This is a genomic window from Izhakiella australiensis, assembly GCF_002006995.1.
In the GTDB taxonomy this organism is placed as follows: Bacteria; Pseudomonadota; Gammaproteobacteria; order Enterobacterales; family Enterobacteriaceae; genus Izhakiella; species Izhakiella australiensis.
Map to the genome: position 1 here is coordinate 146,757 of NZ_MRUL01000008.1, position 18,202 is coordinate 164,958.

General features: G+C 54.0%; 14 protein-coding genes. 13 read left to right on the top strand and 1 reads right to left on the bottom strand.

Annotation, left to right across the window (positions count from 1 at the left end):
• The first annotated feature begins 21 nt into the window (after positions 1-21).
• On the top strand, positions 22-1,161 hold the full coding sequence (locus tag BTJ39_RS13200) for a glycerate kinase (RefSeq protein ID WP_078003217.1): 1,140 nt from the start codon (positions 22-24) through the stop codon (positions 1,159-1,161).
• Here the strand turns inward: BTJ39_RS13200 and barA are convergent, their stop codons facing one another.
• A complete protein-coding gene (gene barA / locus BTJ39_RS13205; protein ID WP_078003166.1) occupies positions 1,162-3,879 on the bottom strand; it encodes a two-component sensor histidine kinase BarA in 2,718 nt (905 codons plus the stop codon).
• Positions 3,880-3,992: 113 nt separating this feature from the next.
• Between barA and rlmD the strand changes: the two genes are divergently transcribed.
• From rlmD to pyrG, 12 genes are all read left to right on the top strand, one after another.
• Positions 3,993-5,309 (top strand): 23S rRNA (uracil(1939)-C(5))-methyltransferase RlmD, encoded by a 1,317-nt coding sequence (rlmD, locus tag BTJ39_RS13210; RefSeq protein ID WP_078003167.1) that lies wholly within the window; start codon positions 3,993-3,995, stop codon positions 5,307-5,309.
• Positions 5,310-5,341: 32 nt separating this feature from the next.
• Positions 5,342-7,579 carry a GTP diphosphokinase gene (relA, locus tag BTJ39_RS13215; protein ID WP_078003168.1) on the top strand — a complete coding sequence of 746 codons (2,238 nt, stop codon included), beginning with the start codon at positions 5,342-5,344 and terminating at the stop codon, positions 7,577-7,579.
• 378 nt (positions 7,580-7,957) lie between these two features.
• The gene (locus BTJ39_RS13220) at positions 7,958-8,308 is read left to right on the top strand and encodes a PTS lactose/cellobiose transporter subunit IIA (RefSeq protein WP_078003169.1); all 351 of its coding nucleotides are present in this window, start codon (positions 7,958-7,960) and stop codon (positions 8,306-8,308) included.
• 41 nt (positions 8,309-8,349) lie between these two features.
• Positions 8,350-8,613 carry an HPr family phosphocarrier protein gene (locus BTJ39_RS13225; RefSeq protein ID WP_078003170.1) on the top strand — a complete coding sequence of 88 codons (264 nt, stop codon included), beginning with the start codon at positions 8,350-8,352 and terminating at the stop codon, positions 8,611-8,613.
• A gap of 21 nt (positions 8,614-8,634) precedes the next feature.
• Entirely contained in the window at positions 8,635-9,378 is a 744-nt protein-coding gene (locus BTJ39_RS13230; RefSeq protein ID WP_078003171.1) for a phosphoenolpyruvate-utilizing N-terminal domain-containing protein, read from the top strand.
• Between the two features lie 169 nt (positions 9,379-9,547).
• Positions 9,548-9,862, top strand: a complete 315-nt coding sequence (locus BTJ39_RS13235) for a PTS sugar transporter subunit IIB (RefSeq protein WP_078003172.1) — start codon at positions 9,548-9,550, stop codon at positions 9,860-9,862.
• Between the two features lie 17 nt (positions 9,863-9,879).
• Positions 9,880-11,112 carry a PTS sugar transporter subunit IIC gene (locus BTJ39_RS13240; RefSeq protein WP_078003173.1) on the top strand — a complete coding sequence of 411 codons (1,233 nt, stop codon included), beginning with the start codon at positions 9,880-9,882 and terminating at the stop codon, positions 11,110-11,112.
• A 58-nt stretch (positions 11,113-11,170) separates the two neighbouring features.
• Positions 11,171-12,613, top strand: coding sequence for a glycoside hydrolase family 1 protein (locus BTJ39_RS13245; RefSeq protein WP_078003174.1), 1,443 nt, complete (start codon positions 11,171-11,173; stop codon positions 12,611-12,613).
• A 29-nt stretch (positions 12,614-12,642) separates the two neighbouring features.
• The gene (locus BTJ39_RS13250; protein WP_078003175.1) at positions 12,643-13,554 is read left to right on the top strand and encodes a DMT family transporter; all 912 of its coding nucleotides are present in this window, start codon (positions 12,643-12,645) and stop codon (positions 13,552-13,554) included.
• On the top strand, positions 13,544-15,460 hold the full coding sequence (locus BTJ39_RS13255; RefSeq protein ID WP_078003176.1) for a BglG family transcription antiterminator: 1,917 nt from the start codon (positions 13,544-13,546) through the stop codon (positions 15,458-15,460). Before BTJ39_RS13250 ends, BTJ39_RS13255 begins: the two co-directional genes overlap by 11 nt.
• A gap of 93 nt (positions 15,461-15,553) precedes the next feature.
• On the top strand, positions 15,554-16,351 hold the full coding sequence (gene mazG, locus BTJ39_RS13260) for a nucleoside triphosphate pyrophosphohydrolase (RefSeq protein WP_078003177.1): 798 nt from the start codon (positions 15,554-15,556) through the stop codon (positions 16,349-16,351).
• A gap of 187 nt (positions 16,352-16,538) precedes the next feature.
• Complete coding sequence (gene pyrG, locus BTJ39_RS13265) at positions 16,539-18,176, top strand: glutamine hydrolyzing CTP synthase (protein ID WP_078003178.1); 1,638 nt, start codon at positions 16,539-16,541, stop codon at positions 18,174-18,176.
• Positions 18,177-18,202: the final 26 nt, after the last annotated feature.

An 18,202-nucleotide genomic window follows, 5' to 3' on the forward strand; every position in this document is an offset into this window, starting at 1 on the left:
TTTTATCGTGCTGGGGTGTTTATGAAAATCGTTATCGCACCGGATTCTTATAAAGAGAGTTTATCTGCACAGCAGGTTGCAACCGAGATTGAAATTGGATTTCGTGAGATTTTTCCCGATGCCGACTACGTTAAGTTGCCGGTTGCCGATGGGGGCGAAGGCACGGTGGAAGCCATGGTGGCTGCGACTGAAGGTACCCTGATCCGGCTGCGGGTCACCGGGCCGCTGGGCAAGCCGGTAGAGGCTTTTTATGGGCTTTCCGGCGATAAAAGCTGCGCCATTATTGAAATGGCCGCCGCCAGCGGGCTGGAACTGGTGCCCAGCGCCGATCGCGATCCGCTGGTCACCACCTCCTATGGCACCGGCGAACTGATCCGCGATGCATTAGATCGCGGCGTGGAGCACTTTATCATCGGCATCGGCGGCAGCGCCACTAACGACGGAGGTGCCGGCATGGTGCAGGCGCTGGGGGCGAAACTGCTTGATGAGCGCCAGCAGCAAATCGCGCCTGGCGGGGCGGCGCTGGCCGGATTGATGCGTATCGATATGAGCGAATTTGATGCGCGTATTGCCCGCTGTCGCGTTGAAGTGGCCTGCGATGTCAGCAATCTGCTGCTTGGGCCGCAAGGCGCCTCGGCGGTATTCGGGCCGCAGAAGGGGGCGACGCCGGCGCTGGTAAAACAGCTGGATAAGGCGCTGGAGCACTATGCGCAGATTATTCAGCGCGATCTGGACCAGGACGTCTTGTCGTTGCCCGGCGGCGGCGCGGCAGGTGGCATGGGCGCTGCGCTGCACGCTTTTTGCCATGCTGAGCTGCGACGCGGCATTGAAATTGTCACCGAGGCGCTGGGACTGGATGCGCTGGTCAAAGATGCCAGCCTGGTGATAACCGGCGAGGGACGCATTGACAGCCAGACGATTCATGGCAAGGTGCCGGTTGGCGTCGCCCGGGTGGCGAAGCGTTACAACAAGCCGGTGATCGCCATCGCCGGCAGCCTGACGGCGGACGTTGGCATCGTGCATCAGCACGGACTGGATGCTGTGTTCAGCGTCATCTATACCATTTGCACGCTGGATGACGCTCTGCAAAACGCGGCGCTGAATGTGCGTATGGCTGCGCGCAACGTCGCCGCCGCGGTGGCGGTCGGACAGCGCCTGTAATTAGCGCTTCAGGCGCGCTGCGGCGAGGCGCGCCACGTTTTCCATCTCATCAAGCAGCTCAAACAGTTCAGGTTCAATTGCCTCAATCGCGCCTTCCGTGCGCAGGCTTCGTTCAATCTGCTGGCACAGCGTTTTCAGGCGTGGAACGCCGCTGTAGCTGGCGCTGCCGTGCAGCTTGTGAATAATATCGCGCAGGCCGTCGATATTATTCTGCGCCATAAAGTCATCAACCTTGCGGCGCACTTCGGGTAAAAACTCCAGCAGCATACGCAACAGGTCGCGCGCCAGATCCGGCTTATTGGCCGCCTGCCGGAGCGCCAGTTGCCAGTCAAGGGAGGCGGAGTTTTCCGCTTCTGGCGGCAGGGTTCCCGGCGCGTAGTGCGCCAGTAGCTGGCGAAGTTTCAATTCGTCAATGGGCTTGGCGAGGTAATCGCTCATGCCGGCGGCCATCAGCTCTTCGCGTTCGCCATCCAGTGCATGGGCCGTCACCGCCACGATCGGCGTGTTCTGGTAGCCGGGCAGCGCGCGAATCATCTCGCTGGCGCGGATGCCATCAATATCGGGCATCTGGATATCCATCAAAATAATGTCTGGCTGATGCAGCTGCGCCTGATGCACCGCCGCCTGGCCGCTTTCGCACAGCACAATATGCTCTACCTGTTCTTCCAGTAGCGCGCCGATAAGCTTCAGATTGGCCGGGTTGTCGTCGACGGCCATCACGGTCAGCGGCAGGTGCGTGCAGGTATTTTGCACCTCGTTTTGCCGGGTATGGCTCTCAATAAGAACCGGGATCAGGCGGGTGAGGGTGACCGGTTTAATCAGGCAGGCTGCGGCGCCGGCGTTTTTCAATTCCTCAGCGTGAATTTGCAGCGGGCAGGGCAGTGCCAGAATCACGCTGCCGGCGCGGGTAGCGGCGATGGCAAGCAATTCACACAGCTGCTGCAGGCTGAAATCGCGGCCGGGGGGCAGGCTGAGTAGCAGCGTATCGTAGGGTGCTGTTTTCAGGGTATTGAGCGAGGCGCTGTAGCTGATTGACAGCGGCGTATCGCGTAGCATGTCCAGCACGGCTTCAGCCGCATTGCTGTTGGCTTCGACGTAGGCCAGCGTTTTGCCGCTGACGCAGGCCAGCGGCTGTGGATCGCCCAGCGCGTTAGGATTTAACGGCAGATTAATATGAAACCAGAAGGTGGACCCCTGATTCAGCCGGCTGTGAAAGCCGATTTCACCGCCCATTTCTTTAATCAGATGCTGGGTAATAACCAGCCCGAGGCCGGTACCGCCGTGGCGGCGGGAAATGCTGGCGTCGGCCTGGCGAAATGCCTGAAACAGCTGAGACTGCTGTTTTTCCGCAATGCCGATACCGCTGTCGATAACCTGTACTTCCAGCTCAACGCGCTGCATGTCCTGCAAGCGTCTGGATATTCGTACGTCAATATTGCCGCGTTCGGTAAACTTAATGGCGTTGCCAATCAGATTAACGATGATCTGCTGCAGGCGCAGCGGATCGCCAATAATATTGTCCGGCACGTCGTGATGAATATCGAGCGTCAGCTCCAGCCCTTTATCGTGCGCAGACTGCGCCATTAAGACCATGACCTCATCCAGCGTATTGCGCAGCGGGAAAGGGATGTTTTCCAGCATCAGCTTGCCGGCTTCGAGCTTGGAAAAGTCCAGTACGTCACTGATAATGCTGAGCAGGTTGTTCGCTGAGCGTTCAATGGTATGCAAATAATCGCGCTGCGTGGTGTTAAGCGGCGTTTTCAGCGTCTGACGGGTAAAGCCGATGACCCCGTTTAGCGGCGTGCGCAGTTCGTGGGACATATTGGCGAGGAATTCCGATTTGATACGTGCCGCTTCCTGGGCGCGCTTTTTCGCCAAATCCAGTTCGACGTTCTGGATCTCCATCTGTTCAAGGGTTTCGCGCAGGTCCGAGGTAGCCTGGTCGATATTCTGCTGCATCTCTTCGTGATAAGCGGTAAGCGACATCGCCATGGAGTTGATGCCGTTTTTCAGCACGTCAAGCTCGCCGAGCATATGCCCCTCAACCCGGCTGTCGAGCTGACCGCGACGGATACGATCGACGGCGTTAACCATCCGCCGGATGGGGCCGGTAACATCGCGCATCAGGCGATAGGCGAACAGGATGGCAATTGACAGGCAAAACAGCAGCAGCAGCGTAGAGATAAACACCTCTTTATATTGCTGCAGGCGGATGGATTGCAGATCGAGCTCAATGGCCACGTAGCCCAGCGGATTACCGGTAGGTTTGGCATCCTCGCCGGGCGATTCATCCGGATAATAACTTTCGGAGACAATCGGCGTGCGTAATATAATAAAATTACCGTGACGCTCGAAGGTCAGTCTGCGCGGCAGCGGGCTACGGGCGGGAAGGCGCAATAGATCCGGAGCCAGCTGATAATTAGAGGTAACGAACAGCTGATTTTTATCATCAAAAACCGAAATGGCGCGCACAATATCGGAGTGGCGACGGTGTAGCAGGCTCACCAGCTGGCGAATGGATTCCTTGCTGTGAAACGTCATGCCGTATTCGCTGGAAACCGCCAGCGGCTCAATAATATTCGCCCCGGCATCAATTAGCTGGTGGCGGAGCTCGTTGTAGCGGTGAACGACGAAAAACGTGCTGAGCAGCAGACCGATAAGCAGCGTCGGCGCCAGTATCAGAATCATCATTCGCGCCCGCAGGCTATATTTGGTCATAATATTCCATTCGCTGACCGCCGCGGCCCATGCCCGGCGCGATCCGTCTAACCCGGAACCCGTTGCCCGGAGCGGCAACAGAGTACGAAAACAGTAAGAGAAAGAACAGCAAGATGGCGCAATTCTACTCCGCAAAACGGCGTGTGACGACCCGGGATAGCCTGATCGTAACCGTCAGCGATCTCGATCCCTTTGGTCAGGGCATAGCCCGTCACCAGGGAAAGGCTATTTTTATTCCATTGGCGCTGCCGGGTGAGGAAGTGGAAATCACACTCACCGATGAGAAGAAGCAGTTCGCCCGAGGCAAACTTAAGCGTATCAGAATCGCCTCCTCCGAGCGGCAGACGCCGCGCTGCCCGTACTTTACGACCTGCGGCGGTTGCCAGCAACAGCATGCCTCAACGACGCTGCAGCAGCAGAGTAAAGCCAGCGCGCTCAGCCACTTGCTACGGCGGGAAACCGGCATCACGCCGCCCCAGCCGACCATCCTGGCTGGCGAAAGCTGGCAGTACCGGCGTCGCGCCAGGCTAGGATTGCAGTTCGATAATCGCAAGCGTCGGCTGGTCATGGGGTTTCGCAAGGCGAGCAGCAACGATCTGGTGGCAATCGACCACTGCCCGGTTTTGCGGCCCGAACTTGATGCGCTGCTGGTGCCGTTGCACCACTGTCTGAACGGATTGCGCGCGGCGTCCCGCCTTGGGCATGTCGAACTGGTGCTGGCGGATAACGGGCCGCTGCTGGTGTTGCGCCATCTCGACCCACTCACGCAGGATGATCGCACTAAACTGGAACGTTTTTCGCATGAGCATCAGGTCGCGGTGTGGCTTGCGGCAGACAGCGAGTCTCTTGTCGCGCTGCGCGGTGATTTGCCCTGGTATCAGCTTGACGGACTAAAGCTCACCTTCAGTCCGCGTGATTTTATTCAGGTGAATGGGACGCTTAACCGACAAATGGTCGATCTGGCCATGGGCTGGCTGGATGTGCAGCCGCAGGACCGGGTGCTGGATCTGTTTTGCGGGATGGGTAATTTCTCCTTGCCGCTCGCAAAACGGGCACAAAGTGTCACCGGCGTGGAAGGTGTTACAGCATTAGTGGAAAAGGCTGCGTATAATGCTGCCGAGAACAATCTGAGTAACGCCGGCTTCTTTGTCCATAATCTGGCGCAGCCGGTCGTAAACCAAACCTGGGCCGCTCAAGGTTTTAATAAGGTGCTGTTGGATCCGGCGCGAGCCGGCGCCGCAGGGGTTATGGCTCACGTTGCGCAACTTCGCCCATCGCACGTGGTCTATGTTTCCTGTAATCCAACAACGCTTGCCCGGGATAGTCAGGCGCTGTTGTCTTCCGGCTATCATCTGGAGAACGTCGCGATGCTCGATATGTTTCCACATACCGCTCATCTCGAATCAATGGTGCTGTTCCGCCAAAAATAGCTCCCCGAACGGGAGCGCTGTCAGGAGAGGATATGGTTGCGGTAAGAAGTGCGCATATGAACACCGCTGGTGAGTTTGACCCCGAAAAGTGGATTACCAGCCTGGGAATTGCTAATGAGCAATCGTGTGAGCGACTGACCGCAACCTGGCGCTATTGTGAGGCCGCAACCAAAGATCATGCTGATGCTTCGCAGCTGCTGTGGCGCGGCGTTGAAATGGTCGAAATCCTGATCATGCTCAGCATGGACAACGACACCCTGCGCGCCGCGCTGCTGTTTCCGTTAGCCAACGGCGAAGTGGTCAGCGAACAGGCGCTGGAGGAAGCCTTCGGCAAAGAGATTGTCTCGCTGGTGCACGGCGTGCGCGATATGGATGCCATCCGCCAGCTGAAAGCCATTCACGCCGACGCGGTAGGCTCGGAGCAGGTGGATAACGTGCGGCGCATGCTGCTGGCGATGGTGGAAGACTTCCGCTGCGTGGTGATTAAGCTTGCCGAACGCATTGCGCATCTGCGCGAAGTGAAGGATGCGCCGGAGGATGAGCGCGTGCTGGTGGCCAAGGAATGCACCAATATCTATGCGCCGCTGGCAAACCGTCTCGGTATCGGCCAGTTAAAATGGGAGCTGGAAGATTATTGCTTCCGCTATTTGCATCCCGATGAATATAAGCACATTGCCAGGCTGCTGCATGAGCGGCGCATCGATCGCGAGCAGTATATCGATACTTTTGTGCAAAGCCTGCGCGATGAAATTAAACGCGAAGGGGTGAAAGCCGAGGTATACGGTCGTCCGAAGCATATCTATAGCATCTGGCGCAAAATGCAGAAAAAAGCGCTGGCGTTTGATGAGCTGTTTGACGTGCGGGCAGTGCGTATTGTTGCCGAACGCTTGCAGGATTGCTACGCGGCGCTGGGCATCGTGCATACACTTTACCGCCATCTGCCGAGCGAGTTTGACGATTACGTCGCTAATCCGAAGCCTAACGGCTACCAGTCAATTCATACCGTGGTTCTGGGGCCACGCGGTAAAACCGTCGAAATCCAGATTCGTACCCGCCAGATGCATGAAGATGCCGAGCTGGGCGTTGCCGCCCACTGGAAGTACAAAGAAGGCGGCAGCGGCGGCAGCCTGCGCGGCGCCTCCGGCCACGAAGAGCGCATTGCCTGGCTGCGTAAGCTGATCGCCTGGCAGGAAGAGATGGCCGACAGCGGCGAAATGCTCGACGAAGTTCGCAGCCAGGTGTTTGACGATCGGGTTTACGTCTTTACCCCGAAAGGCGACGTGGTGGATTTACCCGCCGGATCGACGCCGTTGGACTTCGCTTATCATATTCACAGCGATATCGGTCATCGCTGCATCGGCGCCAAAATCGGCGGGCGCATCGTTCCTTTCACTTATCAGCTGCAAATGGGCGATCAGGTGGAAGTAATTACGCAGAAGCAGCCGAACCCGAGTCGCGACTGGCTGAATCCTAACCTTGGCTATATCGCGACCAGTCGCGGGCGTTCGAAAATCCACGCCTGGTTTCGCAAGCAGGATCGCGATAAGAATATCGCGGCGGGCCGTCAGATCCTCGACGGCGAACTTGAGCAGCTGGATATCAGCCTGCGCGAGGCAGAGAAACTGCTGCTGCCACGCTATAACGTGAACTCTCTCGACGAGCTGCTGGCGGCGATTGGCGGCGGCGATGTTCGACTTAATCAGATGGCCAACTTCCTGCAATCGAAGCTCAATAAACCGAGCGCCGAGGAGGAAGACCGCGAAGCTTTGCGCCAGCTGACGCAAAAAAGCTACCATCCGCCGGCTTCCAGTAAGAAAGAGAGCGGCAGGGTGGTGGTCGAAGGCGTCGGTAACCTGATGCATCATATCGCCCGCTGCTGTCAGCCGATCCCCGGTGATGACATCGTCGGCTTTATTACCCAGGGACGTGGTATCTCGATTCATCGCGCCGACTGCGACCAGCTATCCGAGCTGATGTCGCACGCGCCGGAGCGCATTGTCGATGCCGTATGGGGTGAGAGCTATTCCAGCGGCTATTCGCTGGTGGTGCGGGTGATGGCCAATGATCGCAGCGGGCTGCTGCGTGATATCACCACTATCCTGGCTAACGAGAAGGTGAACGTGCTGGGCGTTTCCAGCCGCAGTGATACCAAAAAGCAGCTGGCGACCATCGATATGGATATCGAAATTTATAACCATCAGGCGCTGGGGCGCGTACTGGCTCGCCTTAACCAAGTGCCGGATATTATCGACGCCAAGCGTCTGCACTAGCCCACTGCAGGCCGCTGCGCGCCAGCGCCATGAATGCTACTCGTTCGTGTGCTGGCGCCGGGTTTGCGTTCAATAAGATCACGCCGCCGGGCTGGTTACCCTGCTCAGTCCGGTTTATCCGCTGTTTTTGCTCAATATAGCCTTTCTCCCTCACCTTCCGTGTCCACTGCTGATTGCGCCGCTTTGCTGCTCGCTGAATAAATTATCCCCGGCAAACCTGTGACCACACCGCCGGCAATATTGCCTTGCCTGCGAGTATTTACTTTCCTACCACGGGGGAAATTGTTTATTTGCTGCACTGGCGGCGGCATGATGAACTGTAAATAATCTGACAGGATTAACGTGCAGCGTGATGAAGTAATAGCATTCGGAGGATGTGTGGACATCGAAGATAAAATTAATAATGTGGCAATGTCGATAATTATGAATGCAGGAGATGCGCGGGTACTGATAACCGAATCATTTGCGGCAATGGAAAGTAATCAGTTTCCACTGGCGGAAGATAAAATTCATCAGGCGCAGGAAAAAATAAAAATTGCCCATAGTAGTCAGACCGACATTGTACAGGGTGAAATTCGTGGCGAAGTTTATCCTGCATCGCTGCTGTTTACCCATGCTCAGGATACGCTGATGACGATCAATAGTGAGTTAATCATGAGCCGGCATCTGCTCAGGCAATTTCGCGTGCTGAATGAAAGATTACAAAAAATAGAATCCGCTGCCGGATAATGATTCCGCCTGCGGGACTGAAATAAAAAAGAGATCAGATAATGCAGAGCTTTGAATATTCAATAACGGACGACCTTGGTATCCATGCGCGCCCGGCAGGAATGCTGGTACGTTTAGCGATGAATTATAAATCAGAGCAGACCATTGCCAGAAAAGATAATTCTGCGCCGGTCAGCCTGAAGCGAATTTTTACCGTAATGGGGCTGGGCGTGAAGTGCGGTGATAGCGTGATTATCAGCGCTGAGGGGGAAGATGAAGAGCAGGCGATTAACGCCCTGCAGGATTTTTTCCGCCAGTCGCTCTGAGTCGGTCAATAAGGTGCTGTCATGCAAACACATGTAAAAGGTTTAGCCGTTTCTCCCGGCGTAGCATCCGGGCGGATAACGATTTATCGTCCCGAGCGTGCCATGCCGGCTGATAAGCCTGCAGGCGGCGATCCGGCACAAACGCTGGCGCAGTTTGAGCAAGCGTGCGAGCAGACGTTAATAAAATTACGCCATCTGGAAGAGAAAGTCAGAATCGACGCCGGTGAGGCGTGCGCTCAGCTGTTTGAGGCGCACCAGCTGATGCTGCAGGACGACGATTTTTTACAGACGGTGCGCACGATGATAACTCAGCAACAGATCGGCGCCGTCAGGGCGGTCATCAGCGCAGGAGAAGAGTTTGCCGCGCAGTTCGCTGCCATGGACGATGACTACTTTAAGGCGCGGGCCGCCGATGTCAGGGATATTTCATGGCAGCTGGCCGCGGCGCTGGGCGGCGGTGCGCGCACCGCAGAAACCCTGCCCGATGGCCGCTGGGTATTACTGGCGGATGAACTGCTGCCCAGCGAAGTGGTACAGCTCGATCGCCAACGGATCGTTGCGCTTGTTATGCGTCAGGGCACGGAGAACTCACACGCCGTGATACTTGCGCGGGCGTTAACGCTGCCGACGGTGATAAAACTGGCGCTTCCCGAGCTACCGCCAGCCTGGGAGGGCGAGCCGGTTATTGTCGATGCGGACAGCGGCGATCTCTGGGTTGATCCGGACGACGAGATAAACCGTGGTTATCAGTCTGGTCTGCGATAAAGGGCCGTCGCAACGTTAGCAATAATTAATATTTATCTTAGTGATAAAAATAATGGTGATATGCGCTTATTTTCACTGCCAGGGTGAAATAGGGTATTTGAGTATAAATTTCCGTTTGAAATAATAACATTGTGCTGTTTCTGAGAACATCAACTCTACGGTATTTAAAATGAAAAAACTAAATGTATTGCTTATCTGCGGTTCAGGTGCATCCAGCGGTTTTCTGGCAGCAAACATTCGCAAAGAAGCGGAAAAGCGTGGCCTCGACTGTCACGTTGTCGCCCGCAGCGAAGCTGAGCTTGAAAGTTATTTACAGGAAATTGATTTTCTGATGGTAGGGCCACATCTTAAATATTTAATTCCTGAGCTGGAAGAAAAGGTAGCGGGAACGGATATCACCGTAATACTTATGGAAAAGAGCTATTATTCTTTGCTGGACGGATCTCAGGCACTGGATCACCTTCTGTCTAAAATTAATAATTAATTTTCGGAGATCCGAACATGCAAAAGTTCGTCGAGTGGATGGAAATTCACTTTGCACCGCCAATGAATAAAATAAACAGAAACGTCTGGGTTCTGACTTTAAAAGATTCAATCATGCAGGTGCTGCCAATGATCCTGGTCGGATCGTTGGTAACGGTATTATCCATCATTAAAAACTTCATTCCGCAGTTTCCGGATTTGTCGACCTTATCCAGTTATACCATGGGTCTGCTGTCGGTATTTATCGCCTGGCTTATTCCATTTAACTTTATGGAAAAGAAAAAGATAAACCGGATGCGACTTATCGCTGGCATGTCGGGCGTTTCGCTGTTTATGGTGATCGTCAAGCTGCAGGAGATAACCTTAGTGCAATTCAAGTATTTCGGCGCTGGCGGCATGTTCGTCGCTATCGTGGCTGGAATATACGTTGCATTTATCATGGGCATTGCCGGGAAATACTCTTTCTTCAAGGAGAACAGTGCCATTCCGGATTTTGTTCGCGTCTGGTTTGATGCCATTATCCCAATCCTGGTGGTCACCGCCAGCGGCTGGCTGGCGGTGTATATTTTGCGACTGGATCTGTATCAGATCCTGATCAATATATTTATGCCGATCACCAGCTTTGCCCAGACCTTGCCGGGCTTCCTGCTGATTTCCTTCCTGATGGTTTTTCTCTATTCAATGGGCATTAGCGGCTGGGTGCTTTTCCCGATCACTAAGCCGATATTCCTGGCCGGCATCACGGCTAATATGGCGGCGGTAGCTGCTGGCGGCGTCGCGGCAAATATCGTTACCGCAGAGGTGATTTACTCAGGCTGGATAGCCATAGGCGGCGTGGGCGCGACGCTACCGCTGGTAATTATGCTGCTGCGCTCGAAATCAAAACGCTTAAAGGCGCTGGGCTCCGCTTCGCTAGTGCCCGGCATCTTTAATATCAATGAACCGGTTATTTTCGGCGCCGTTGCCTGGAACCCGGTATTAATGATCCCTATGTGGCTGCAAGGCATTATTCTGCCGCTGATCACCTGGCTGGTGCTGAAAGCCGGCGTGGTTAATATCCCGGCTTCGGTGTTTGATATGTGGTATTGCCCATTCCCCATCTCAACCTGGATCGTGTCGCAGGATCTGAGCGGTCTTATTTTGTTCGCCGCGCTGGCGAGCGTAAGCGTACTTATCTGGTATCCCTTCTTCAGTATTTATCAAAAACAGCAGCTGGCTGAAGAAGCGGCGCAAGTTAACGCATCCAATTAACTCTGTTTTCTTGTGCGGCCTGCGGGCCGCATCAGCAACAACGACAGGAGTATATATTTTGACGACGAACAAGGTACCCGATGGATTCCCCGCCGGCTTTCTTTGGGGAGGTGCTGTTGCCGCTAATCAGTGTGAAGGCGCCTGGCAGGAAGGGGGAAAGGGCTGGAGCGTGGCGGATATTAATCGCTTTCGTGACGATCTGGCGCTGGAGAAAAAATATAACGAAGAGATCACCACGCAGGATATTGCTGCTGCGATAGCTGACAACGAGGGGGTTTATCCGAAGCGCAATGCCATTGACTTTTACCATACCTATAAAGACGATCTGAAGCTGCTTGCCGACACCGGGATGAATGCCTTTCGTACCTCAATCAACTGGTCGCGTATTTATCCTAATGGCGATGACGCCGAGCCGAATGAAGCTGGCTTGCAGTTTTACGATAATCTGATTGATGAAATTATCGCCAGGGGCATGACGCCAGTGATGACCCTCTCCCATTATGAGATGCCGCTTAATTTAACCACTGCTTATTCCGGCTGGTATTCGCGCGAGGTGGTTGATTTCTTCGTACGCTATTGTGAAACCGTATTTAGCCGTTATCAGCACAAAGTAAAATACTGGATAATTATCAACCAGATAAATCTTATCTCCCATGAATCCTTCAATCATCTGGGGATCGCCGAAGATAAAGTCGATAACCTTGCAGAAGCTAAATATCAGGGCGTGCATAATGAGATGGTGGCCTGCGCAAAGGCCACGCAGATAGCCCGTAAAATCAATGCGAACTTCCGCATCGGTATGATGTTCGCAGATGGCATTAGCTACCCGGCAACCTGCAAGCCTGAAGACGTGCTGGCCACCGTGCGTCGCAACCAGATGGAATATTTCTTTGGCGACGTACTGCTGCGTGGCAAATATCCCGGCTATGCGTTTCGCTTCTTTGCCGAAAAAAATATCGAGGTGAAATTCTGGCCCGGCGATGAGGAAGCGTTGCGTCATACCGCTGACTTTTTGGCGATTTCCTATTACTACACGCGCATCAGCGATAGCGAGAGCGTGAAAAAGCGCAAAACGTCTTATGCCAACCCGTTTATCAAAGCCAGCGACTGGGGGTGGGGCATCGATCCGGTTGGACTGCGCATCAAGCTTAATTTGTATTGGGACCGCTACCAGGTACCCATCATGATCGCGGAGAACGGCATTGGTGCCTTTGATAATCCGGACGCCAGCGGCGAGATTAACGATGATTACCGCATTGATTATTTGCGCGCGCATCTTGCTCAGGTAAAAGAAGCGATTCGCGATGGCGTTCAGGTTAGCGGCTATTTTCCCTGGGGGCCGATCGACATCGTCAGCTGTTCGTCTTCAGAAATGAGCAAGCGCTATGGCCTGATTTACGTCGACCTGGATGATTATGGTAACGGCAGCGCTAAACGCAGCCTGAAAAAAAGCTATGCCTGGTATCAGAAAGCCATCGCCAGCCACGGAGAAGAGATCTGAACGTCTTTGATAGGCCCGCACTGCTGGCGATGGCCGCCGGCACCTGCTGGGGAAGTTCCGGTCTGGTAATGCGCTATCTCGCCGCCTCCGGTTTTGAGGCGGTGGAAATCAGCGCATTACGTTTACTGGTCGGCACCCTGGCGCTGTTCGCCGTTTTACAGCGCCAGCGGGCCTGTGTGAGTATGGCCATTCGCTGGCAGCAGCTGCCCTGGCTTGTGGTCATGGGCACTGGCTGCCTGTTTCTCTATTCGTTTTGCTATGCGCAGGCGGTGCAGACCATTTCGCTATCGCTGGTCGCGGTACTTATCTATACCTCGCCGGCCATCGTTATGCTTATCTCCGCGCTGCTATTTCATGAAGCATTGACCGCAGGTAAATGCGCCGCGCTGGCGCTGACTATCACCGGCTGCTGTCTGGCAAGTGGCCTTTTTACTGGCGCCCGCGGCTATTCGCCGCAGGGGATCGGTTTTGCACTGAGCGCAGCACTGCTCTATGCCCTGTACGCCATCCTGGCAAAGTTTCAGACGCGGCGCAGCGATGCCCTTACCGTGACCGCCTGGTGTCTGCTGTTTGGCGCCGCAGGCGCCATGCTGACGGTCAATTTTCCGCACTGCATCAGCATCTTTCGCCAGCACCCATCGGTATTTATATGGGTAATCATTGCCGGGATATTTAATACTGCATTACCTTATTTGCTTTATACCATGGCTGTTCACGGCGGCGATGCGGGCAAAGCCGCTATGATGGCGTCGGTGGAGCCGGTGGTGGCAACCCTGCTTGGCGCGCTGGTATTCCATGAAGCGCTGACGGCCGGGTCACTGCTGGCTCCGCTGATCGTATTGTCCGGGCTATATATTATGAATCGTTCATCGACGGTACGGGAACCGGCGGCGTTAGCCAGTGCGGCCCTCAGCCAGCGAGAAGAGAAGAATGCGAAATAATCACCTGAAGCTGTTGCGCATGTTTCTGGATAGCAGCGAGACCCTGACTGCCAGCGCGCTGGCCACCAATATGTCGGTGTCAGATCGCAGCGTAAAAAATTACATCTCGGAGATAAATTGCCGCCAGCCAGGGCTTATCAACTCTTCCCATCGCGGCTATACCATTGATAAAGAACGCGCCATTCGCATACTGGCGAGCTATATCAATAAGCTGCCGCAAACTGCTGACGAGCGCGTTAATTATCTGCTGACCACGGTGCTTAATAAGCATCAGTCGGAAGAAAAGTCCGATCTGTACGCGCTGAGCGAAAATCTGTGCGTCAGCTATGAAACCATCAAAAAAGATTTGCTGGCGGTGCGCCGCAAGCTGCGGGATTTTAATCTGTTTCTTGCGGTGGTCAACGATCACATGGTGATTGAAGGCCAGGAGCAGGATAAACGCCGCATGTTTTCCAGCCTGCTGTATGCCGAGTTCAGCACCAATATTCTGAGTCTGGCTGAAATCGGCAAGGTGTTCCCGAAATATGACATTGATACCCTGGTCTCATTGTTAATGGAGGCCTGCAAGTCGTTTAATTATTTTATCAATGAATATGCGCTGCTAAGCCTGGTGCTGGATGTCATCATCAGCATCGATCGCATCAAAAATAACCATGCGTATACCCAGCTGCCGGTAAGCGAACAGCATTATTATGACGAACATGAAATGATGCTGGCGCGCAAGGTGATTACCGACATCGAGCAAACCTTCGAGGTGGTTTACAACCCGCTGGAAGCTGAAGCGCTGACCGTGGTGCTGTTGGGCAGCCTGATCCGCATTGATATGGATACCCTGCAGCTCGGTAATATCCAGGATTTAGCGGGTGAAGCCTGTATGGCGCTGGTTGAGGTGCTGCTTAAAGAGATGCGCCGTTACGAATTTATCGACGGCAGTAATGAGCAGTTTTTGGTGCGCTTTACCATTCATATCAAAAACTTGCTGGTTCGCCTGCAGCACGGCCACGTTACGCGCAACCCTCTGACCGAGCATATCCGCACCTCCTGCCCGTTGATATTTGAATGCGCGGTGGCGATATCGGAAAAAATTAAACAGGCGACGGGCTTTTTGGTTGATGAAAACGAAATTGCCTATATTGCTCTGCATATCGGCAGCATTTTGGGCAATCAGCTCAATGAACAGAATAAGGTAAGTTGCGTACTGCTGGTGCCGCAGTACCATAATCATACCAACAGCCTGATGGCGCAGCTCAACGAGATGTTTGGCCAGCAGTTAACGATTCGCGCGATTGTCACTTCCTGGAGTGAGTATATTTCTCTGCCGCAGCCCGATTTTCTTATTTCGACGCTACAAATCCCCAAGAGCATGGTCGAATGGGTGTTAATCAATCCGTTCCTTACCGATCGCGATGTGTCGGCCCTGCAATATAAAATTGAACGGGTTAAGCAAAAGAAAAAACGTCAGCGCCTGCAGGATAATTTGCAAAAAATCTCCGACGAGACGCTGTTTTTCCACAATCCCGCCTTCAGCAATGAAAACCAGGCGATAGAGTTTATGGCCCAGGCCCTTAACCAACAGGGCTACGTTGACGAAAACTTTATTCAGGATGTGTTTCAGCGTGAGCATAGCTATCCGACCACGTTCGGCAGTATTGCCGTACCCCATTCCATGAAGATGGATGCGATTAAGACCGGGCTGTGCGTGGCGATTAGCGAAAAGCCGTTTCCCTGGGGGGATAACATGGTCAATATGGCGCTGATGTTCTCGATTAACAAAGCCGAACGCGCCATCTTCTACGACATTTTTGACAATATTATTGTGCTATTGCTTGAGCCGGCAAACCTGAAGAAAGCGTTGGAGTGCCGCTCATGGAAAGAGTTTATTGTTACCATCACCACCAGTTTTTAAACGGCTAAAGCAGTTCCTGTGCCGCTGACGGTAACGCAGCGCCGCCATTTGTGTTAACGTTTTGGCGTGAAAATTTTTGCTGCGGAAGGTGCTATGTTAGCCGTTGAACGACTCCTCTCTATCATGAAAACGTTGCGCGATCCACAAAGCGGCTGCCCGTGGGATCGCCAGCAGACCTTTAGCTCGATCGCGCCTTATACGCTGGAAGAAACCTATGAAGTGCTGGACGCGATTGAGCGTGCAGACTACGACGAACTGCGCGGTGAGCTCGGCGACCTGCTGTTTCAGGTGGTGTTTTATGCCCAGATGGCCCAGGAAGAAGGGCGCTTTAATTTTGATGATATCTGCAATGGCATCAGCGATAAGCTTGAGCGGCGTCATCCGCATATTTTTGCCGACGCCACCGCCGGCGATGCGCAGCAGGTATTGCATAACTGGGAGCAGATAAAAATCGCCGAGCGCGCGGAGAAAGCGCAGCATTCGGCGCTGGATGATATCCCGCAGGCGCTGCCGGCATTAATGCGTGCGCAGAAGATCCAGAAGCGTTGCAGCAACGTCGGCTTTGACTGGAAAACGCTGGGGCCGGTGCTGGACAAGGTGCATGAAGAGATCGACGAAGTGATGTTTGAGGCGAAGCAGGCGGTGGTTGATCAGCAGAAGCTGGAGGAGGAGATGGGCGATTTGCTGTTCGCCAGCGTCAATCTTTCTCGTCATTTGGGGGTAAAAGCTGAGCTGGCGCTGCAAAAAGCCAATAAAAAATTTGAGTCGCGTTTTCGTCAGGTCGAAGCGATTATCAGCGCGCAGGGCAAAGCGATGCCTGATGCCAGCCTGGAAGAGATGGAAGCCGCCTGGCAGCAGGTAAAAAGTGCTGAAAAAATGCGTCAAGGCTGATACGATTCAGCTTGCGCTATGACGCAAATCAATTCCCTTAGCGCACAGCTGTTTTACCCTTGGCAGGAACAACGCGTGGGATGCGCGGCGGTGGAAAGGATTCATTGTGGCGGTTGGGGGATTCGGGTATACTGTTTTCCCGTCCTGGTTATTCCATCGTCTTTAAACCTAAACTCTCAGGTTCAGCATGACAACGAATTATATTTTTGTGACCGGCGGGGTCGTTTCCTCTCTGGGTAAAGGCATTGCCGCAGCCTCCCTCGCAGCTATTCTCGAAGCGCGTGGTCTTAACGTGACCATCATGAAGCTGGATCCCTATATCAACGTCGATCCCGGCACCATGAGTCCCACCCAGCATGGTGAAGTCTTCGTCACCGATGACGGCGCAGAAACCGATCTGGACCTTGGCCATTACGAACGCTTTATTCGTACTAAAATGAGCCGTCGTAATAACTTCACCACCGGCCGTATTTATTCTGAAGTACTGCGTAAAGAACGCCGTGGCGACTACCTTGGCGCGACTATTCAGGTCATCCCGCATATCACTAATGCCATTAAAGAGCGCATCATCGAAGGCGGTGAAGGCCACGATGTAGTGCTGGTGGAAATCGGCGGCACCGTCGGTGATATCGAATCACTGCCGTTCCTGGAAGCGATTCGTCAGATGGCGGTAGACGTTGGCCGCGAGCATACCCTTTACATGCACCTGACGCTGGTGCCGTACATGGCGGCAGCGGGCGAAGTCAAAACCAAGCCCACTCAGCATTCGGTTAAAGAGCTGCTTTCCATCGGGATTCAGCCTGACGTGCTGATTTGCCGCTCCGATCGCTCGGTTCCGGCGAATGAGCGGGCAAAAATTGCGCTTTTCTGTAACGTACCAGAAAAAGCGGTTATTTCGCTAAAAGACGTTGATTCTATTTATAAGATTCCTGGCCTGTTGAAATCACAGGGCCTGGACGATTATATTTGTAAACGATTCAGCCTGACGGTGCCCGAAGCTAACCTGGCGGAATGGGAACAGGTTATTTATGAAGAAGCCAATTCCGGCGGTGAAGTCACTATCGGCATGGTGGGCAAATACGTCGAGTTGCCGGATGCGTACAAATCGGTAATCGAGGCGCTTAAGCACGGCGGCCTGAAAAACCGCACGACGGTTAACATCAAGCTGATTGATTCGCAGGATGTAGAAACCCGCGGGGATGAAGTCCTGAAAGGGCTGGACGCGATTCTGGTTCCCGGTGGCTTCGGCTATCGCGGCGTAGAAGGGATGGTAATGACGGCCCGCTATGCGCGCGAAAATAAGGTGCCGTATCTGGGCATCTGTCTGGGTATGCAGGTTGCACTGATGGAGTATGCGCGCCATTGTGCCGGCATGGAGAACGCCAACTCCACTGAATTTGTGCCAGACTGTAAGTATCCGGTGGTGGCGCTGATTACCGAATGGCGCGACGAAAACGGCAACGTTGAAGTGCGCAGCGAGCAAAGCGATCTGGGTGGCACAATGCGTCTTGGCAGCCAGCAGTGTCAGCTTAGCGATGACAGCACCGTGCGCCAGCTGTACGGCTCGGAGGTGATTACCGAACGTCATCGCCATCGCTATGAAGTTAACAACATGCTGCTTAAGCCGATTGAAGCTGCCGGATTACGCATTGCCGGCCGCTCTGGCGACGATCAGCTGGTTGAAATTATTGAAAATCCGGATCATCCGTGGTTTGTGGCCTGTCAATTCCATCCGGAATTTACCTCAACACCCCGCGATGGCCACCCGTTATTTGCCGGCTTTGTTAAAGCCGCGGGCGACTATCAAAAGCGTCAGGTGAAGTAGGTCTGGTTTCAACAACGCGCGAACTT

What these genes read in the sequence shown, in the direction of transcription:
- BTJ39_RS13200 (WP_078003217.1), top strand. Translation starts at nt 22, where the DNA reads ATGAAAATCGTTATCGCACCGGATTCTTATAAAGAGAGTTTATCTGCA.
- barA (WP_078003166.1), bottom strand. Translation starts at nt 3,879, where the DNA reads ATGACCAAATATAGCCTGCGGGCGCGAATGATGATTCTGATACTGGCG.
- rlmD (WP_078003167.1), top strand. Translation starts at nt 3,993, where the DNA reads ATGGCGCAATTCTACTCCGCAAAACGGCGTGTGACGACCCGGGATAGC.
- relA (WP_078003168.1), top strand. Translation starts at nt 5,342, where the DNA reads ATGGTTGCGGTAAGAAGTGCGCATATGAACACCGCTGGTGAGTTTGAC.
- BTJ39_RS13225 (WP_078003170.1), top strand. Translation starts at nt 8,350, where the DNA reads ATGCAGAGCTTTGAATATTCAATAACGGACGACCTTGGTATCCATGCG.
- BTJ39_RS13230 (WP_078003171.1), top strand. Translation starts at nt 8,635, where the DNA reads ATGCAAACACATGTAAAAGGTTTAGCCGTTTCTCCCGGCGTAGCATCC.
- BTJ39_RS13235 (WP_078003172.1), top strand. Translation starts at nt 9,548, where the DNA reads ATGAAAAAACTAAATGTATTGCTTATCTGCGGTTCAGGTGCATCCAGC.
- BTJ39_RS13240 (WP_078003173.1), top strand. Translation starts at nt 9,880, where the DNA reads ATGCAAAAGTTCGTCGAGTGGATGGAAATTCACTTTGCACCGCCAATG.
- BTJ39_RS13250 (WP_078003175.1), top strand. Translation starts at nt 12,643, where the DNA reads ATGGCCGCCGGCACCTGCTGGGGAAGTTCCGGTCTGGTAATGCGCTAT.
- BTJ39_RS13255 (WP_078003176.1), top strand. Translation starts at nt 13,544, where the DNA reads ATGCGAAATAATCACCTGAAGCTGTTGCGCATGTTTCTGGATAGCAGC.
- mazG (WP_078003177.1), top strand. Translation starts at nt 15,554, where the DNA reads ATGTTAGCCGTTGAACGACTCCTCTCTATCATGAAAACGTTGCGCGAT.
- pyrG (WP_078003178.1), top strand. Translation starts at nt 16,539, where the DNA reads ATGACAACGAATTATATTTTTGTGACCGGCGGGGTCGTTTCCTCTCTG.